Source organism: Amycolatopsis sp. NPDC049253 (genome assembly GCF_040678995.1).
Taxonomy (GTDB): Bacteria; Actinomycetota; Actinomycetes; order Mycobacteriales; family Pseudonocardiaceae; genus Amycolatopsis.
The window spans coordinates 108,567-128,108 of record NZ_JBFAQX010000019.1 but is presented as its reverse complement, the minus strand read 5'-3'; the positions used below and the strand labels follow the sequence as shown (position 1 = coordinate 128,108).

General features: G+C 70.9%; 10 protein-coding genes. 2 read left to right on the top strand and 8 right to left on the bottom strand.

All coding sequences use genetic code 11. The features are described 5' to 3' along the window. The first annotated feature begins 116 nt into the window (after positions 1-116). Complete coding sequence (locus AB0K15_RS33280) at positions 117-3,803, top strand: S8 family serine peptidase (protein ID WP_364059494.1); 3,687 nt, start codon at positions 117-119, stop codon at positions 3,801-3,803. 298 nt (positions 3,804-4,101) lie between these two features. On the opposite strand, the gene AB0K15_RS33275 is transcribed toward AB0K15_RS33280, so the two are convergent. Together AB0K15_RS33275 and AB0K15_RS33270 are read right to left on the bottom strand one after the other, a co-directional pair. Continuing rightward, the gene (locus tag AB0K15_RS33275; RefSeq protein WP_364059491.1) at positions 4,102-4,869 is read right to left on the bottom strand and encodes a helical backbone metal receptor; all 768 of its coding nucleotides are present in this window, start codon (positions 4,867-4,869) and stop codon (positions 4,102-4,104) included. Next, positions 4,866-6,266: an RNB domain-containing ribonuclease gene (locus AB0K15_RS33270; RefSeq protein ID WP_364059488.1), complete on the bottom strand. Its 1,401-nt coding sequence runs from the start codon at positions 6,264-6,266 to the stop codon at positions 4,866-4,868. Before AB0K15_RS33270 ends, AB0K15_RS33275 begins: the two co-directional genes overlap by 4 nt. 126 nt (positions 6,267-6,392) lie before the next feature. Between AB0K15_RS33270 and AB0K15_RS33265 the strand changes: the two genes are divergently transcribed. Continuing rightward, entirely contained in the window at positions 6,393-7,355 is a 963-nt protein-coding gene (locus AB0K15_RS33265; protein ID WP_364059485.1) for an AAA family ATPase, read from the top strand. A 1,209-nt stretch (positions 7,356-8,564) separates the two neighbouring features. Here AB0K15_RS33265 and AB0K15_RS33260 read toward each other — a convergent pair. The 6 genes from AB0K15_RS33260 to AB0K15_RS33235 all read right to left on the bottom strand — a co-directional run bounded on the left by AB0K15_RS33260 (position 8,565) and on the right by AB0K15_RS33235 (position 19,541). Then, complete coding sequence (locus tag AB0K15_RS33260; RefSeq protein WP_364059482.1) at positions 8,565-8,762, bottom strand: hypothetical protein; 198 nt, start codon at positions 8,760-8,762, stop codon at positions 8,565-8,567. A gap of 24 nt (positions 8,763-8,786) precedes the next feature. Continuing rightward, the gene (locus AB0K15_RS33255) at positions 8,787-9,230 is read right to left on the bottom strand and encodes a hypothetical protein (RefSeq protein ID WP_364059480.1); all 444 of its coding nucleotides are present in this window, start codon (positions 9,228-9,230) and stop codon (positions 8,787-8,789) included. A 3,645-nt stretch (positions 9,231-12,875) separates the two neighbouring features. Then, positions 12,876-13,874 (bottom strand): C40 family peptidase, encoded by a 999-nt coding sequence (locus AB0K15_RS33250; protein WP_364059477.1) that lies wholly within the window; start codon positions 13,872-13,874, stop codon positions 12,876-12,878. 4 nt (positions 13,875-13,878) lie between these two features. Beyond that, positions 13,879-14,487, bottom strand: coding sequence for a hypothetical protein (locus tag AB0K15_RS33245; RefSeq protein WP_364059474.1), 609 nt, complete (start codon positions 14,485-14,487; stop codon positions 13,879-13,881). 3 nt (positions 14,488-14,490) lie between these two features. Further along, a complete protein-coding gene (locus AB0K15_RS33240) occupies positions 14,491-16,572 on the bottom strand; it encodes a magnesium transporter (protein WP_364059471.1) in 2,082 nt (693 codons plus the stop codon). Beyond that, on the bottom strand, positions 16,569-19,541 hold the full coding sequence (locus AB0K15_RS33235) for an ATP-binding protein (protein WP_364059468.1): 2,973 nt from the start codon (positions 19,539-19,541) through the stop codon (positions 16,569-16,571). Before AB0K15_RS33235 ends, AB0K15_RS33240 begins: the two co-directional genes overlap by 4 nt. Position 19,542 lies beyond the last annotated feature (1 nt).

Sequence of the window (19,542 nt, the reverse complement as noted above, 5' to 3'; positions counted from 1 at the left end):
CCGCAGCTCTTGTTGCCACGTCGGCCTTTCCTCTGGCGGCCCATGCCGCTACTCCATTGGCACTCGCGCAAGCCGCTTCGGACGAACACAGTGCTGCGCAGTCCACGCCGGTTGTGGTGACGTTGATCACCGGTGACAAAGTGACGGCGACTCAGGAGCCCGACGGAACGGTGTCGGTGGACGACGTCACGCGCGCACCGGGGGCGGCGGGAGCGGTACGAGTCGCCATCGAGGGCGGTGACACCTTTGTCTACCCCGACACTGCCATGCCCTACATCGCGACCGGCCGGCTCGACAAACAGCTCTTCGACGTCACTCAGTTGATCGCGCAGGGCTACGACGACGCCCACACAAGCGCGCTTCCTTTGATCATCACTCACTCCCCAGCCGCGTCGGTACCCCAGAGCGCCGCTTCCGGCCAAAGAGCGCCGTCCGATGTCGTGCTGCCGGGCACGAAGACCACCCTGGAACTTCCGTCCGTCCACGGTGAAGCCGTCGAAACCCCACGATCCAAGACCTCCGCCTTCTGGTCCGCCCTGACCGGCCCTGGCGGGCGAGATGCCGCGAGATCGACGGAAAGGGCTGCCACGAGCCCGGACGAAGCGAGGGGGCCGTCCTTCTCCGCCGGTGTCGACGAGGTGTGGCTCGACGGCAAGGCGAAGGCGGACCTGGCGGACACGACGGCGCAGATCGGCGCCCCCAAGGCGTGGGAAGCCGGGGACACCGGCGCAGGCGTCCGGGTCGCGGTCCTGGATTCCGGAGCGGACATCACTCATCCGGATCTGGCCAACCGCATCGTGGCGTCACGTAGTTTCGTCGCGGGCGAGGACGTCGTCGACCGCAACGGGCATGGAACGCACACTGCCTCCACCGTGGCCGGCACCGGAGCCGCCTCGAATGGACAGGAACGGGGCGTCGCCCCCGACGCTGATCTGCTCGTGGGCAAAGTCCTCGGCGACAACGGATCCGGTCCGATCTCAGGGATCATCGCGGGGATGGAGTGGGCGACGCTGACCGAGCACGCCAAGGTGATCAACATGAGCCTGGGCACCCAGCAGTGGCACACCCAGGACGACCCGCTGAGCCAAGCAGTCAACCAACTGAGTTCGGAGACAGGCGCACTCTTCGTCGTCGCCGCGGGCAACGCCGGCAACAGCCCGTACAGCGTCAGTTCACCGGGAACCGCGGACGCCGCTCTCACCGTCGGCGCGGTGGACACCTCCGACCACCTCGCGGACTTCTCCAGCGCCGGGCCGCGGATGAGCGACGACGCCCTCAAGCCAGACCTGACCGCCCCGGGCGTGGACGTGCTGGCCGCGCGCTCGCAGCAGATGAGCTCGGGCGAGGGCTACTACCGCACGGACAGCGGCACTTCCATGGCGGCGCCGCATGTCGCCGGAGCAGCTGTGCTCCTGGCCCAGAAGCACCCGACGTGGACCGGTCGGCAGATCAAGGACGCTCTGATGAGCACCAGCGTCCTGACCCCCGCCTACAGTGCGTACCAGGCCGGTACCGGCCGGGTGGACGTGGGCACCGCATACCTGCAGGATCAGGTCATCGCGAGCGGATCCGTCGACGCCGGACTCGTTCCCTGGTCGAGGAACCAGTCGCCGAAGCCGGTCGAGCGGCAGATCACCTACACCAACACCACCGACCAACCCATCACATTGCAACTCACGGCGGACCGCGGCGACTCGCCCGCAGGAGTGTTCACCCTGGCCGCCGACCACGTGACGGTACCGGCGCGCGGAACCTCGAAGGTCGGACTCCGGGCCGACCCGACAGGCCTGGCACCGGGCCAGTACGCCGCCCAGGTCACCGCCCGGTTCGCGGCCGGCGCCGTGCACACCGCCGTGGGCGTATCTGTCGAGTCCGAGAAGTACAACCTGACGGTCCACCTGGAGGACCGGGCGGGCAAGCCCGTCAGCGGTGAGGTCGAGATCACCGGAGCCGACGGGAAGACCACCGTCATGTGGGTCCCGGACGGCACACTCACCAGCCGCTGGGCACCTGGCTCCTACACCATCGTTTCCGCGATGGAGGTGGCAGGCCGCAACGGCCCGCACTCTCTTGGCTACGCGGTACTCACCGTCCCCGAACTCAACCTGACCTCCGACAAGAGTGTCGACCTGGACGCTTCACGCGTGCGCCAGATCAAGGTGGCGACACCCCAACCCACGTCCGTCACCACAAGCAGGATCGACCTCTTCCGCTCGTTCACCTCGAGCCAGCCCACGCCCAGCGACGGGCAGGCACTGCACGAAATCGTCATGCCCGACGCCACCTACGACAGCCTCTGGGCCCTTCCGACCAAGAACAAGGTGACCAAGGGCAGCTTCGTCTTCACCACCCGGATCCGCGCCAAGCAGACTCCGCTGAAGATCACCTACAACGGGCACGACCTCGACGACACGCTGCTGGTGCAGCCTGGATCCGCCCAGTTCCCGGGCGGCAACACACGCGTCGACGCGGTCTACGCCGGTGACGGCGCGCCTGCTGACTACGCCGGCCTGTCCGTCCGAGGCAAGGCCGTGATCGTCCGCAGTAACTCCACCGTGGCCCCGACAGACCAGGCGGCCGCGGCGCACGCCGCGTCGGCGGCGATGCTCCTGGTGGTCAACGACGGCGACGGCCGCAAGAGCGACTGGTACGGCGGCCCGGACGAGAACACGACCGGGCTCATACCGGTCGCCTCGGTCACCCAGGACGACGGCGAGCAACTGATCAGGACCATCACAACCGCGGGGAAGAAGCCGACCAAGCTGACAGTCGAAGCCCATCCCGCGCCGGAGTACCTGTACGACCTGGCCGATTATCATCAGGGAGGCGTGCCCGACGATCCCTCCGCCGCAACGGATCCTGGCAGCCTCGCTCGCATCGACAACACCTTCGCCCCTCCCACCGGCAAACAGATCACCGAAAGTCGCGAAGACAGTCCGCCGTACGAGTACTGGCCGGCCGGCTTCCCCTATGCCGTGTATGGGAGCGTGCGCGTTCCCCCGTTCCCGAGAGAGCCCGTCGCCCCCGGGCACCGCACCGACTGGGTCTCCGCCGGGAACGGTGTCAAATGGCAGCAATACGCGGTCATCGACGGCTGGCAGACCTTCACCGACATCGCGAGTTACCAGCCGCGCAGTGTGCAGAGCGAACACTGGTTCGGTCCGATCACGCGACCGCGGATGCTCAGTTTCGAGGTCCCGCACCGGGTCGGCAACGCCATCGGCGGAACACTCGCGGGGTTCGGTGACGGAGGTTCAGCGCACAGCGGTGACACCGGGCTGATGTCCCGGAGCTTCGCGCTCTACCAGGGTGACAGACTGCTCTTGCAGAACGGCGCTCGGCCCGACTTCGGCGTGGGTGACCTGGCCCCGCAGAAACTCCCGTATCGGTTCGTCGTCGACACGTTGGGGAACACCCAGCTCACCCCCTACTCCACCACCACGCACACTGAGTGGAATTTCCTCTCCGGCAACGCCGACAATCAGGCCATCCCACTGGTCCAACTCGACTACGGGACGGACCTGGACCTCGCCGGGCGGGCAAACCGCACGTCAGCCTTCTCGGTCAAGCCCGTCGTCGGCAGCGCTGCCGCCGAGGACGCCGTCGCCTGGGTCAAGCTGGAGGTCTCCTACGACGACGGCGCATCCTGGCATCCTGAGGCTGTGAAGGAGAACAGGGGCACCTGGCAGGCGCAGCTCCACGCGCCCGCCCGGGCCGGTTACGTATCAATCCGTGTCACCGCCAAGCAGCGCAACGGTGGTGGCATCAGCCAGACCATCACCCGCGCCTTCGGCCTCAAGTAGGCCTCGTAAGCGGCCGGTGCCCCTGCCTTCGACGGCATCGGGCACCGGCCGCTCCGCTCCACACCGCGAGACAAGGACCAATACCCGATCTCCGGCATGAACAGGACCGGGTGAGCTTGTCGAACTGCCGCCTGCGTCGGAGCTGCCGGGTGCATGGCAGGCGCGGGTCTGGCAGAAGCTGAGCTTGCCCACCACATCGAACCCGACGTCCGGTGCGAACAGACGGAGACTGGCGCCCAGGGCAGCAGTCCAGGCTGGCGACCAGGCACGGGCGGTCACGCCCAGCGTTCGGCGTCGGTCACCGGAGTTCCGCCACCGCTCCGACCAGTGCCGAGTGCGCGTCGACGAGGGACGGGCCGTACCAGGTGAGGTGGCGGCCCGACACCAGGAGCGGCCGGAACTCGGGGAAGAAGCCGGGGCCGTCGTCCACTGTGAACTCGTACGGTTCGTCCGGCAGGACAACGAGGTCGGCGTCCGTGGCCACCAGCTCCGACAACGGTGGCCGCGGATACCGCTCGTCGGCCGACTCGTAGACGTTCACGATCCCGACCCGGCGCAGGACGTCCCCCGCGAACGTGTCGCGGCCCAGCACGATCCACGGCTTGCGCCACACCGGCACCACGGCCCGGAACCGCACCGGCGCGACCTGGCGCCACAGCTCCTCCGCCTCGACCAGCCAGGTGGGCTCGGCGAGGTCGTACACCTGGGTCAGCAACCGGCGCAACGAGCCCAGCGCGGCGGGAACCGAGGCGGCGGCCGCCATGACGAACACGGGGATTCCGTTGGCGCGCAGGCGTTGCACGTCCTCCGGGCGGTTCTCCTCGGAGTTCGCCAGCACCAGATCCGGTGCCAAGTTTAGCACGCGATCGATCTTCGGGTACTTCGAGCCGCCCACCCTGACAACGTCCAAATCGGACGGATGCGTGCAGTAGTCCGTGGCCCCCACCAGCCGGCCGGGGGCGGAGACCTCCACCGCCTCGGTGAGTGACGGCACCAGCGACACCACGCGCTCCGGCGGCCCGGCGAGGGGCACGGGCTCGCCGAGGTCGTCGACCAGGCTGCTCATACGCGTTCGAACGACACCTTTCGCTTGTCGACGTCCACGGCGGTCAGGCGGACGCCGATGCGCTCGCCCTCGGGAAACTCCGAGCCGGCGCACTTGGCCATCACCGGCGGGTCCTCCACGAGGATCTCCGCCCGCGTCTCCTCCGCACGCAGCACGACGGCGGTGAACTCGCGTCCGACGCGTTCCGCGAGGACCCACGCCTCCACCTGGTCGATGCAGGCGCGTTCGACACGGGCGGCGAGACTGTCCGAAGCGGACATCTGCAACGGGACCTCCGCGAGCGCCTCGCGGACCCACGACGGGACTTCGCGCCCCGCCGTGACGGCGAGGCAGACCTCCGTGCCGAAGCGGTCGACCAGGCGGCGGATGGGCGCGGTGACGTGGGCGTACGCGCCGCCGATGCCCGCGTGGGTGGTGAGCGCGGGCAGGGAGCCGTCGAAGGACGTGTAGCCCGCGCCGCGCAGAAGCCTGGTGGTGTCGGCGAAGATCGCCATGGACGAGGGCTGTCCGGGGTCCAAAGAGGACAGGAATTCCGAGACGCCGAGACCGGCCGGCCACGTGACGCCCACGACCGACGCCGAGCGGCGCAGCCACTCCACGGCGTCCGGCTCGGGTGGTGGCAGCGTCCGCAGCACGCCGACGCGGGCTTCGAGCATGATCTGCGCCGCGGCCATGCCGGTGAGCAGCGAGATCTCGGCGTTCCACGCGTCGACAGCGGTGCGCGGCCGACGGGCCAGCGCCCAGCCGCCGTCGGGGTCGCCGCTGATCTCCTGCTCCGGCAGCTGCAGCTCCACGGCCCCGCGCTGCACGGCCAGCTCGCGTCGCAGCCGGCCGAGCTCCGGCAGCGCGGCGACGGACGGGTGCGGGGTGCCGGCGTCGAGCGAGGCCTGCACGCTCTCGTAGTCGAGCTGCTCGGTCGAGCGCACGAGCGCACGGCGCACGCGGGTGGCGACGGGCTCGCCGGCGGCGTCGACGTCGATGGTCCAGAGCACGGCCGCGCGGACCTCGCCGGGCAGCAGGCTGGCGGCGCCCTCGGACAGGACGGTGGGGTGGAGCGGGACGTTGCCGTCGGGCAGGTAGAGCGTCTGGCCGCGGCGGCGGGCCTCGTGGTCGAGCGCGCCGCCGGGCGGGACGAAGGCGGCGAGGTCGGCGATGGCGTAGTGCACGCGGAAGCCGCCCGCGGTGCGTTCGACGACCATCGCCTGGTCGAGATCCTTGGCGCCGGGCGGGTCGATCGTCACGAACGGCAGGTCCGTGGCGTCCTCGCGGCCCTCGGCGCGCGCGGAGAGCACGGCGGCCTCCGCCTCGGCCAGCACCTCGGGACCGAACGATTCCGGCAACGAGAACTCCGTCCGGAGCCGACCGAAGTCCCCTCCCGACGCGGGTGTCCTGATCACGAGTGGCACCACACAACAGTATCCCGCGACACGACCCCCGATCGCCCGTTCGGGCGCGAGCCGCGCGAGTGTACGTTGATCTGATCTGTAATGAAAACCATCTTCATTTTGTGAAAGGGTTTCGCCGTGAAGATCGCGTTCGTCGGCAAGGGCGGCAGCGGGAAGACCACGCTCTCGTCGCTGTTCGTCTCCTACCTGGCCGACGCCGGCAAACCGGTGCTGGCCATCGACGCCGACATCAACCAGCACCTCGCCGTCGCCCTCGGCGCGACCGAGGAGGAAGCGCTCGCGTGGCCCACGCTGGGTGACAACATGACCCTGATCAAGGACTACCTGCGCGGCGACAACCCGCGCATCCCTTCGTCGTCGGCGATGATCAAGACGACGCCGCCGGGCCGCGGATCGCGCCTGGTCACGCCGTTCGAGGACAACCCCGTGACCGACGCCTGCTTCCGGTTTCTGGGCGACGTGCGCCTGGGTGTCACGGGCCAGTTCGACGAGGACGACCTCGGCGTGGCGTGCTACCACTCGAAGGTCGGCGCCGCGGAGTTGTTGCTCAACCACCTGGTCGACGGCCCGGGCGAGTACGTGGTGATGGACATGACCGCCGGCGCCGACGCCTTCGCGTCCGGCCTGTTCACGCGCTTCGACGTGACCTTCCTGGTCTGCGAGCCGACGCTGCGCAGCGTCGGCGTGTACCGCCAGTACGCCGACCACGCGCGCGACTTCGGCGTGCACCTGGTGGCCGTGGGGAACAAGGTGACGGATGCGGAGGATGTGGCATTTCTGCAGTCCTCGCTGGGCCCGGCGCTACTGGGCTGGCTGGAGTCCTCGGGCCACGTCCGAGCCGGCGAGCGCGGCGCTTCGCGTCCGATCGGGGAGCTGGAACCGCACAACCTGGAAACGCTCGGATCGATGCTCTCGACGGTGGACGGCGTCACTCGCGATTGGGCCCGCTACCAGCGCCAGGCCGTCGACTTCCACCTGCGCAACGCGCGAGCCTGGGGCAACGGCCGCGTCGGCGAGGACCTCGAGGCACAGGTCGACCCGGATTTCGTGTTGGGGCCGGGGGTTTCGACGTCTTTGTGAGGGTGTGGCGGCGTATCGGCCGGTTTCGGTGCGCTGAGCTGGTTCGGGCGGTTGTGGGTTTCTGGCTCCGGGGGTGGTGCCTCGGCATCGCCTCGGCGCGCTGAGCCCGACCGGGCAGCGATTCTGTGCACCGCGGACGAGGGCTCAGGCCAGCGCGTCGGTCGCGGATCGGACTGCGACCTGCCGCGCGGGCGACGGCTCGAGGCGGCGCATCGGCCTGCGCTCTGGCGCTCTGAGCCGGGCCGGGCAGCCATTCCGTGCGACCTTGGGCGGCGAGGCTCGGGTGGCGGCGCATCAGCCAGCCTCGGCGCGCTGAGCCGGGGCCGAGCAGCGACTCTGCGCTCCGCGCGCGACAACGCAGACCGGTCCATCAGCCGATGCGTCGGCGCGCGGAGCCCCACCGGACAGCGACTCTGTGCGCTGAGGTCCACGCCTCGGGCTGCGGCGCATCGGCCGAACCTCGGCGCGCGGAGCCGGGTCGGACAGCGATTCTGTGCACTGCGGACGACGGTTAGGGCCGGTGCGTCGGTCGCGCCGCGCTAGGCCGCCGGACAGCGACGTGCTGCGCGGGCGACGGCTCGAGGCGGCGCATCGGCACATGCCCTGCAGCGCTGAGCTGGGCCAGGCAGCCATTCCGTGCGCCTTGGGCGTATGGGGCTCGGGTGGCGGGGCATCAGCCAGTCTCGGCGCGCTGAGCCCGCCCGGACAGCGACTCTGTGCTCCGCAGGAGACGACTCGGACGGAGGCGCATGAGCCAGTCTCGGCAGGCTGAGCGGGGACGGCAGCGACGTGTGCTCCGCGAGCGACAGGTCAGGCAGGTGCAGCAGCCGAGCCTCGGCGCTGAGCCGGGTCGGACAGCGACGAGCCAGCGGATGAGTGCGGCGGCCAGCCCATGCCTCAGTTCGGCGGTGATTCCGACGCAGTGAGCCGGCCCGTCCCGGGTGGTGACGTGCCAGCCGGTCGACAACTGCGACTTCGGCGGCGAATCCGGCGCTTTGAACTGACCCGGCCCGGGTGGTGACGTGCCGGCCAGGTCGACAACTGCGACTTCGGCGGCGATTCCGAGGCTTGAACTGACCCGGCCTGGGCGGCGAGGTGCCGGCCGGTCGGGCCGCGCAAACGTTCGCGGGCCGGGATCGGGCGCGCGGGATGCCGAGGGCGGGCGTCAGTGGGTCGGGCCGGATGGGGCCGGCCCGACGGGGCGGGTGGTCAGTCGCCGTTCCATTCGCGGTCGGCGGCGTCGGCCTGTCGGTTGCGCTCGCGGGCGATGTCGAGGGCGCGGCGGGCGGTGGCCTCGTCGGGGTAGGGCCCGAGGAGGTCGATGCTCCGGCTGCGTTCCAGGTGTTCCACCTCGTGGGTGCGGGTGTTGTAGTACCAGCCGGGGTCCGGGTTGGGGTCGTCAGCCATGCGTCCAGCCTGGCATCCGGCGGGTCACTTGCGCCAGCGGAACGGGATCTCGGTCGGGTCGCCGGTGGGGCCGAACTCGCCGCCGTCGGGGTCGTCGCCGGTGGGGGGCGTGGCGTTTTGCGGTGCGGAACTGGGGTTGTCGGGGTGCTGGTCGAACCAACCGCGCACCTGGGGGATGCCGCGTGGCGGGGTGGGGGTGTCGTCGGCGGGGTGGCTTCGGGGTGCGTTGGGCTGGTGTCCGTGGGCCGTCTGCTCCGAGAACCCCAACGGCACGTCCTTCACCTGCGCACCCTCCGCCTGCCCCCGCTGCCCCGCCAACTTCCGCTCCATCGACGACGGCTGCGGCAACCCCGGCTTCTCCTGCTCGGGCTGATTCACCTCGGGCACCACGGGCACCACGGGCTCCTTCCCGGGAAACACCGGCGGCGCGGCGCGATACACCCGCGCCGCGGCGGGCGGCGGGGCCACGGGACCGGCCTCCTGGCCGGGGAACACCGGCAGGGGCCGGCCGTCCGGGCCCAGTGCGGGTCGTGTTTGGGGTTGGGGCAGCTCAGGCCACGGGGCTTGGGCTGCCTGCCGGCTCCAGCCCGGCTGTGCGCCCGGCTGGGGCAGGGCACTCGGTGGGGCGGCAGGTAGCTGTCCGTTGGGCTGCGCGCCAGGCTGTGGCAAGCCACTCGGTAGGGGTGCAGGTTGCTGTCCCGCGGGTTGCGGCAAGCCGCTGACCGGAGGTGCAGGATGCTGTCCCTCCGGCTGCGGCAAGCCACTCGGCGGGAGTGCAGGATGCTGTCCGTCCGGCTGCGGCAAGCCGCTGACCGGAGGTGCAGGATGCTGTCCCTCCGGCTGCGCACCCGGCTGCGGCAAGCCACTCACCGGAGCCGCGGGCGGCTGCCCGCTGGGGGCTTGCACTCCGCTCGGCTGGGGCAACCCGCTCGTCGCCGCCTCGGGCCGCACGCCAGCCGACTGCGGCTGCGCACCGCCCGACACCGGCCCGCCCGACTGCGGCGGGCCCCACTGGGCGCCCTGCTGCTGTTGACCCGGCTGCGTCGCCGGTGCATCACCCGACTGCTGGTTGCTCCACACAGGCGGCTGGGCCTGGCCAGGGTGCGCCTGAGCTTCGCTCGGCTGCCCGGGTGCCGGCGGCATCGCCTCGCCCTGCTGCGCCGGCGCACCAGCTGCCGGATGGGTCGGCTGATACCCAGGAGGTTGCTGCGCAGACGTCGGCTGTCCGGGCGCCTGCGGAACCGCGTCGCCTGGCGACTCCGGCAGCCCAGCTGCCGCTGGAATCGACTGGTACCCAGAAGGTTGTTGAGCTTCGCTCGACTGCCCAGGAACCAGCTCGCCCGGCGACTGCGCCACCCCCGCTGCCGGCTGGATCGGCCGAGAGGAAGGTCGCTGAGCTTCGCTCGGGTGCTGGGGCACCGTCTCGCCTGGCGACAGTGGGGTTCCCGTTGCCGATTGGGCTGCCCGATACCCAGAGGGTTGCTGAGCTTCGCTTGGCTGCCCGAGCGCCGGCGGCATCGCCTCGCCCGGCGACTGCGGGGCGCTCGTTGCCGATTGTGCCGTCTGAGACCCGGGAGGTTGCTGCTCAGGGGTCGGCTGCACGCTGTCAACCGGCTTGCCGGGGCTCGCCGGCTGGTCGTGCTGCGGGTGGCCGGCGACCTGTTCCGGCTGCGTGGCCGGAGACTGTGCTGCTTGCGGGACCTGCGCCGGCGCGATGGCCTGCTGGGCGGGTGGGTACTCCCCTTGCGGCGGTGCACTTTGCGGCTCCGTCGGCGCGCCATCCTCGCCGGACGGCTGGTGAGCCAAGGGCGGAGCCTGCTCCGGAGTGGCGATCTGAGACGTCGGCTGATCGACCGCTGCGGACTGCACCTCCGGTTCAGTCGTGGAAGGCACCTGCGCTGGCTCGGCCTGCGCGTCTGCCGGGTGCTCGGATGCTGCGGGAGTCGACTCGTGCGTGGGCGATTCGGTGTTCTCGGCCTGACCCGCCACTGCTACCGAAGTCACTTCATCCGGCTTCTGCAGCTCAACGTGATGCGAAGCGGCCTCAGTGGCCTCTCGATCAGGTGGCTGCGACGAAGCCTCGGCCACCACTGGCGCCGGCGCATCCGCGGCCGGCGATCGATCCGACGGTTGCGGCTCGGTGGGCGCGACTTGTGGCTGTGGTGTGGATTCCGTCGCCGGAGGCGCCTGCGGCTGGTCGTCCGATGGCGACTCGGCCGCAGGTGCGGGAGCCGGTGTCGGCTCCGGCTGCTCGGTCGGCTGTGGTGGTTGCTCGGCAGCATTCGGCTGCCGCGAAGGGGCTGACGCGTCCTGCGACGGCTCGGGTGGCACGGGCTCGCTGGGGTGCGGAGCGCCGGCAGTGAGGGCCTCAGCTGGGTCCGGCAACCCGGCCGCAGAGGCCGGCTCGGATGAGGGAGCGGAGATGGCCGGTGCTTGCAGCTCGGGAGCTGGGGCATGCCCCAGGTCCGCGGCCTGTGTCGCACGCTCGGCCACGGTCGGAGTTTCGGCGGTCGGAGGTGTTGGCGCTTCCCCGGTCGGCAGCGGGTCGGCGAGTGCGGGGTCCGCTGTCGGTGAGGCCGAGGGCGCGGCGTCGGTGGGCGGGTCGACCAGCTCGGGAGCTGAAGTCCGGGCGGACTCGGGATCGATGGGCGGAGCCGGAGGGTGGTCAGGCTCCGGCTGGGTGGCTGGTGCCGCGGCGTGTGATGGCGCAGGCGGCAAGAGGCCGGGCTCGGGGGTCTGTGCGGTCGGCGGCTGGCCGGTAGTCGGAGCCGAGATGCCGGCGGCAGGCGGAGCCGAGGTCCACTGAGGTTGGGTGGAGACCGGGATCTGCGCAGGTACGACGGGCACCGGCGACGAGGTGGTCTGGGCGGTCTCGGGTGGCGCGGCGAAGCCCGGGCCGCCTAGTCCGGGACGAACGCCGTCGGAATTCGATGGGACGAAGTTGCCCGCGTTCGGGTCTGCGGCGCCAGGGGCGAAGGTGGAGCCGCCGGGGCTGGAGTGGCCGAAGCCGGGTTGCCGGCCGGCGGCGTCGGGTGAGGGGCCGTTGCCCGGGGAAGCGGGGGAAGCCGGGTCGAAGGCGGGGAAGTTGGGATGTGGAGCCGCCGGGGTGTGGAAGGTCGCGTCGCCGGGGCTGGGTGTGTCGGGGGTGGTGGTCGGACTGGCAGAGTCCGGTGCGCCGAGAGTGCCTTGGCCGGCAATCGAGGGCTGCCCGCCAGGCCTCGGAGAGCTCGGCCCGGGGAATGCTCCCTCGGAGAGGTGTGGCGGTCCGGCGGTCGGGGTCTGGAAGCCAGGATCGGCCGGGCCTTGGCCGGCGGTCGACACGCCGGGGCCAGGCGCGCCAGGAGCCGAGCCGCCGGGAGCGCCGGGAAGCGAGCTGCCCGGAGTGCCAGGAGCGGGAACCTCGCCCTCGCCCGGATGTGGCACCGTCCGCCATACCGGTGCCGGGCCGATGTTCATCGGGGCGGGGGCGCGCAAGGGGTGGGAGGGAGCGGGGGCGGCGGGCCGGGGGGTGGGCTTCGGAATGGGGTCCAGACAGGACACCAGAACCGTTGTGTTGAGGGGGTCGTCGACCTTTCGTCCGCTGCGCTCGCGGTAGATCATCTCGCCTTCGGTGTCGATTTCGACGAGGTAGCCGGCCTCGGCGAGTTGTTCTTCGTCGAGGTCGACGAGCTTTTCGTAGCGCGACGGCACCACGCGGTAGATCGGCCAGGCCAAGGCGGCGTGTTCGGCGTGGAACTGGGCCAGAAGTGCGGCCATCTGTTGTTGCCAGGGCAGGGACATGCCCTCGGCCAAGGACCGGGGCAGGACGACGTACCCGGGGTCGACGCCGGGCCAGCCGTGGGCCAGGTAGTCGGCCAGGGGGGTGCTCGACGCGGGGTGCGCGGCCTGCCGCGGGGGCTGGGGCGCACCGAACAACGTCGCCGGGTCCTGGGGCTCGCCCTGGCCGGGCTTGCCTCGTTTGCCGAATTTCCGTGCCACGTGTGTCATCCTCTGCCAGCGCGCGGCCGCGTGCTCGTGGACAGGCCGCGACTTCGGGTGAATCCGCGGCGCCGGTCCAGCGCCTTAGCGGTCACCCCGGTCCGTGTCAAGAGCCGGTGACTCCCGAACTCCATGCTAGACGCCGGGGCGCACCGCCTGCGGTACCACTTCGGCCTCGTCGAAGGAGAAGGGGCGCACGTGCACGGGCACGCCCGTCTGCTGGGCCTCGACGATCTTGCCGTCGCCCAGGTACATGGCCACGTGGTGGATGGTGGACGGATCCGCCGGGTCGGTCGCGAGGAAGATCAGGTCACCGGGCTGCGCCTCGCGCACGGGGAGCATCGCGCCGGCCTTGTACTGGTCCTGGGAGACGCGCGGCAGGATCACGCCGGCCGACTCGTAGGCGCGCAGCATGAGGCCGGAGCAGTCGTACGCGTCGGGACCGGTCGCGCCCCACACATACGGCTTGCCCTGCTCCCCCAGCGCGAACTTGATGGCCTGCGCCGCCGCCTGGCTGGGCGGGAGCGCGGCGCCGAGGCCCTGGCCGCAGCCGGACGCGTCGACGACCTGGCCCAGGTTCTCGATCAGCACGGAAGCCATGGCTTCCCACTTGTGGTAGCGGTCGGGGAAACCGGAGCGCTCGACGGCCTGCGCCGCGTCGCCCGGGCGTTCGTTCTGCCAGTCGGGCACAGCGAGGAGCACGTCGTAGAACTTGTTGATCGCGTAGTTCGGGTCGGTGACCTGCGCCACACTGCCCCAGTTCATCGACGGGCGCATCTGGAAGATGCCGAGCGAGTCGCGGTCGCCGTAGTTCAGGTTGTGCAGGCCCGATTCCGTCATGCCGGCCTGGATCGCCACCTGCCACGCGCGCGGAGCGAGGCTGCGCTGCTTGCCGATGGAGATGATGAGCGAGACGATGCCGCGCTGCTCGTTGTCCAGGTTCTGCGCCTGCGCCGCGCCGGTCTCCGGCTGGCCGGGCTGCGTGGGGCCGATCGCGGCGTCGCACGAGGTGTTGAGGATGCCGCCCGCGGCGGCTTCCTGCTGGTCCACCACGACTTTCGTCACGGTGCTCGCGGTGAGCACCGTCGCGAAGACAGCAGCGACCAGCACCGCGACGAGGATGGCGATCTTCACCGCGTCAGCTCGCCTGGTCGTAGGCCGAAACCCGCCACCCCGCACCGGTGTTGACCACGGTGATGGACAGCTTCGGACCGTCGGTGGGGACGAGGACTACGACGGAGCTGGTATAGGAGGTCTGGACCGTGGGGTCGCCGGTAACGCGCGTGGCCGTGATGTTCGCGGGGTCCACAGTGGACATCTGGGGCAGGAACTCGTCCGTGGTGAGGGCGCGCATGCCGTTGAGCCAGTCGGCGTTGGTGATGCCCGCCGGGTGGTTGACCCAGGCCGTGGCCCACTGCTTGGCGACGTTGATGGCCTCCGGGTTCGGCGGCGCGGACGTCGGGGTGAGCAGCGGGCTCGACAGCCGCGTCGGGAGCGTCGCCGTGGTCGGCACGGGTGCCGCGATGCCCGGCGGTTGCGACGTGGTCGTGGCGACCGACGTGCTGCCCGGCTCGCCCGGCGTCGCGGTCGCCGGCTTGCCCATCACCTTCGGCAGCACGATGCCGAGCGCGGTGACCACGATCGCCAGGAACACGATCGTGCCCACGAGGTGGCGCGGCGAGCGCAGCGGATAGCCCCACAGGCGGCGATAGACCGCGGTCCGGCCGCGGTTGGTCCGGATCGGCACGCGTCACCGCCCCATGAGCTGATCGGTGTCACGGACCTCGATGCCGCGGGAAGGCCGATACAGCACGAAAACGGGCTTGCCCGCCACCACCTCCGGGTCGACCCGGCGCGGCTGCGCGCGGATGCCCGGCGGTGTGTAGACGTTGGCCTGCTCCGGAATCGACTCCGGCGAGGCGTAACCGCGGTCCGACGAGCTCATCCGCGAGGGGACGACCACGGGTTCCGGCTCGTCACTCCAGCGCCGATCCGCGACCGGCGACGTGTCGACGCGCCGGCTCTCCCGCGACGGCACGCGGCGGCCGCCGACGACGTAATCGCCCGGCTCGCCCGTGACCGGGTTGTACTGCGAGAACACCGGCGCTCCACCGCCGCCCGAGGTCAGCGCGGCACGCTCGCCCGCCGACCCGACAGCGCCCGGCCAAGGCGCACCCGACCACGCGGCGGCCGGACGCGCGGAGCGAGACCCGTTGTCGAGCCGCTGCGCGCTGGCGAAGACCGCGGCCTCGGGCCGGTAGCGCCCGCCGCCGACGGTGGCACCCATCGGGCCGCGCGCTTCTCCGTCGACCACGTCGTCGGTGTCGCGCACGTTCTGCCAGAACTCGTCCTGCGGCGACGGCCCGGTCTTCTTGCGGAAGCGGGAGAAGATGCCGCCGTTGGGCGAAGGCACGGCCGCGCCCACGACGTTGACGGACATCTCGACCATCTGCCACAGCCGCCGCACGGGCCGCCCGACGAGGAACAGCAGCACCGTGATCAGGCCCGCGAGCACCATCTGCGTGAGCAGATTGAGCGAGTTGCCGGCGTCGAAGATCGCCTGCAGCAGCAACGCGTGCACACCCGCGAGCACCGACAGCACCACCAGGTTGAACGCGATCCCGCCGGCCACCTTCAGCACACGGCGCAGGATGTCCGGGTGCAGCAGCGCCACGAGGCCGATGAGCGGCGCGGTGAGCGTGAACAGGCGGATCAACACCTGCGCGAGGAGCACGGAAGCCTTGGCCAGTAACTGGAACAGCGAATAGACGATGCTCTGGCCCAGCGCCAGGAACCCGGCCCCGGTGCGGCCGCCGGACTCACCGGTGAAGTAGCCGGTGGCGGGGCCGAGCTTGCCGGAGATGTCCTTGAAGGCGGCCTTTTTGGCGTCGACGACGTTTTGTTTGCCGTCATCGCCGTTCACGAGCTGGTCGCGGGTGAACGCCTGCGCGTCGAGCAGCGGCTTGCCGAACTGCTCGGCCTGCGGCGCGGTCGGTGAACCGAACTCCCCCCGCAGCCAGTTGTCGTAGACGATCTGGGTGTGCAGGTTCGTCGGCAGGATGTCGCGCACGATCCGGTCGGAGTTCTCGTCGACGAAGCCTGCCTGGATGTTGGTGGTGGTCTGGACGATCGCTTTGTCGATCGGGTCGAAGTACCGCAGCATCGCCAGTGACGACGCCGCGAGCCACACCCCCGCCAGCGCGTACAGCGCCCGTTTGCTCACCGCCGCGAGGTCACCCCGCCAGATCTGGCGGAACAGCATGATCGACAGGATCAGCGCGACGAGCCCGAACAGCTGCGCGTAGATGTTGTTGTAGACCTTCTCCGCGCCCGATTTCACCGCGTTGTAGATCGGGTTCAGCAGGCCGCCCTCGAGCACGGTGTAGTGCAGCGAGTTGGTGGCGCCGACGATGTTCTTGCCGATGTTGAACAGCTGGTTGCCCGCCCACGTGTCGATCGTCGAGCTGGGCGAGGCGATGGCGGACAACGCCGTGCAGTTGGTCTGGTAGGTGTTCCAGACCATGCCCGCGTAGCTGTAGTCGATGTAGGCGCTGCCGGGCTCGCCGTGACCTTCGGGCGGGTCGATCGCGCCGACCATGCCGGAGCCCGGACGCTCCGGGTTCGGCGACTCACCACAGGCCGCGGCGTTGGCCGACGGCGCCATGAGCACCGTCTGCAAGCCGAGGATCGTGATCACGGCGAGCATCGCGGCCCGCCGGCTCGGCCGCCGACCCGTGCTCGATCGTTTGGGGCCGTCCTTGATGCGCCGCTTCAGGGCATGCCAGCCGGCGGCGAACGACAGGACGAACGCCAGCGTCCAGACTGTGTTCACGCGGCATCCCTGCCGGTACCACCCTTGCCGCCGGCCCGGGCGTGCCGGTCCGGGGAGTGTCCGTTGGCAGGTTGTCCGTTTCCGTTGTGCACCGCACCCTCCACCTCGCCGGTCTCGGACGCGAGCGGGTCCGGCGAGCCGAGGAGCTGCTCGTCGGTCAGGCCGACTTCGAGCTCGGCCTGGAGCTCGAAGTCGTGTTCCAGCTCGTCGTCCTCCGGTGGGGTGGGGACGTAGGGGGCGGGCGCCTCTTCGTGGGGTAGCACGAGGTCGGTGCCCGGCTTGGTGCGCGCGTCGGGGGAACCCGGGGTGGTGTCCATGACCGAGCGCAGCTGGTCGAGGTGGGGGCCGGAGAAGTCGACGCGGATGCGTTCCACGCCGCCGGCGCCGTCGCCGAAGATGAACTGGCGGGGTTCCACGTCGCGTTCCGTGCCGCGTTGGGAGCCGGGGCGGCGGCCGAGCGCGGCGACGACCTGTTCGTAGCCCACGCCGACGGGCACCTTGAGCAGGCGCAACGCATCCGCTTGGGCATCGTCGTCGTCGAGGCGGCCGACGAAGACCGAGTCCAGCAACGCGACGAAGCCCTGGATCTTCAGGAAGTCGGCCGGGATCTGCGACGACAGCAGCACGCGGACGTTCCACTTTCGCGAGTCACGCGCGAAGCGGTTCATCAGCACGCGACCGGTCGGGACCTCGGAGAGGAAAAACGCCTCGTCGATCCAGACGCCCTTGCGCTGTTCCTTCGGCTTCTCGTAGACCGACCGCTGCGTGAGCCACGCGGCGAGGTTCAGCATCTCGACGCCGAGCGACTCCGCGTCGGTCCAGTACTCGCGCGGCACGCCGTCCTTGGGCAGGGTCAGGCCCGCCATGGTCAGCACCGTCATGCGGTCGTCGCGCGTTTCGGAGTACGGGTCGGCGTCGCGCTCCGGGATGAGCAGCGCCATGCGTTCGCGCATCTCGTCGAGGAAGTCGGCGACGACGACGGCGTGCTCGTGGTGCTCGCTGGAGTCGCGGCGCAGAGCGTCGATGACCTGGCCCGGGTCGGCGTCGAAGCGGCCGCCGACGGCGCGGACGGCCCGCAGCAGCACGATGCGGGTCTGCGCCATGCGCGACACCTCGTACGGCAGCACGCCGGTGAGCACGTCGAGCACCAGGCGGCGCCGGGTCGCGCCGGCGAGCGCCTTTTCGCGCCGCCACGAGCGTTCCGGGTCGTCCTCGTCCATGAAGTGCTCGAGCAGCGGGTCAGCGACCACGCGATACGGGTTGAGGATGCCGGGCTGCGCGTTGAGCAGGTTGATCGGCCGCGCGTACGGCCGCAGCTCCGGCAGGTCGCACAGCCGCGCCAGCGGGCCCGACGGGTCGAGGATCGTCCAGTGCGCCCCGGCGCGCAGGGTCTTGTAGACGATGCCGCCGCCGAGGAACGACTTGCCGCCACCCAGGCCGGCCACCATCGCGGTGAGGCCCGAGCCGTCGCGGATCTCCTGCGCCATCCACGGGTCCCACGCCACCGGGCGGCGGGTCGCGGTCACGGTCTCGCCGAGCAGGATGCCGCGCCGGTCGCCGACCTCCGCGGTGGCCGTGGGCACGGCCGACGCCGTCCACACCACCGAGCCGCGGCGCATGTACGCCGCCGACGCCAGCGGCTCACCGGGGATGAACTCCCGCGCCATCGCGTACTGGGCCTCGGGGTGCTCGATCGCGACCTTCGGCTTGTACAGGTCGAGCAGCTGCTGGGCCAGGCGCAGCGCGTCGCGTTCGGTCGGACCGGACACGGCCAGGCGCCACCACGAGCGCACGCGCGTGGCCAGCGCGGTGAAGCCCGACGTCATCTCGTCGTCGATCTCCAGCACGCGCCCGGCCTGGCGCGCAAGCGATTGCGGCGGCTCCAGCTCGTGCTCGTCGGTGTAGTGCTTGACCTGCGAGCGCACCTTGTTCATCTGGCGCTGCAGCTCACCCGCGACCTCTTCGGGCCGGCGCACGTAGATGCGCGCGGACACCTCGACGGCGGCGGGCAGGCGGTCGGCGTGCTGGATCCACGGGTCGTCGACCTCGGGGATCTGCAGGCCGTGCATCTGGCCGACGGTGAGCACGGCGAGGTGCCGCGACACGCCGGCGTTGGACCCCGTGCGGCCACGGACGGTGACCGTAGGCGCGTACGGGTCGGCGTGGAAGTCGGCCGCGTCGGTGAAGCTGGCGAGGTCCTCGGGCTCCCACGCGGCGCCCGGCACGGCCGGCATGTTGCGCGGCGCGGGCAGGCCCAGCGAGCACGAGCGGTGCATCAGCCAGGACATCTCCTCGGCGTGCACCGGACGGCCTTCCAGCCCGGCGGTGCCGATGACCTGGTCGAGGTGCTCGACCTCGGAGTCGAGCGCCACCAGCTCGGCGTCGACGGCCTCGGGCAGGATCTTGCGCAGCACCGGAGCGGCGCGTTCGACGGCGCGGTCGACCATGCGCCGGGTCTGCACCTGGACGCCGAGGTAGACCTCTTTTTCGGCCATCGAACGGCCCATCAGCTGCTGCTGCTCGCCGATGAGGTAGTCGTCGAAGGAAAGGGCACCCGGCACGTCCTGGGGCCGGCCGACGGCGTTGTGCACGTGGGCCTCGGCCCACATGCGAATCGGGTACGGCCGGTTGGTCACGCGCAGGTGCAGCCAGCGGCCCTGCAGCTCGGCGTACTGGCCCGCGATGGCCGCGATCAGGTCGCGGCGCTGGGAGTCGGAGCGGAACGACCACCGCTGCGGCGCGAGCCGGTACCAGGCGTACACCTCGTGGCCGGTGCGCAACAGGTGCCCGTCGATGCTGCGCGCGGCGATCGACGGCGTGTACGCGGGTATGGCCTGCTCACCGGGCAGCCTCTTGCCCGCCGAGGAGTTGTTCCTCGGCGAGGGTTGCCGGACCTGCTGCGGGGTTTCCCAGGCGCCCGTGGGCACGCTTCGATCCCGCTTCCCTCGGCTTCCGCCGCGACCGAACAAC

Excerpts from the sequence above, each read along its gene's own strand:
- AB0K15_RS33275 (WP_364059491.1), bottom strand. The coding sequence starts at position 4,869 with ATGAGCAGCCTGGTCGACGACCTCGGCGAGCCCGTGCCCCTCGCCGGG.
- AB0K15_RS33260 (WP_364059482.1), bottom strand. The coding sequence starts at position 8,762 with ATGGCTGACGACCCCAACCCGGACCCCGGCTGGTACTACAACACCCGC.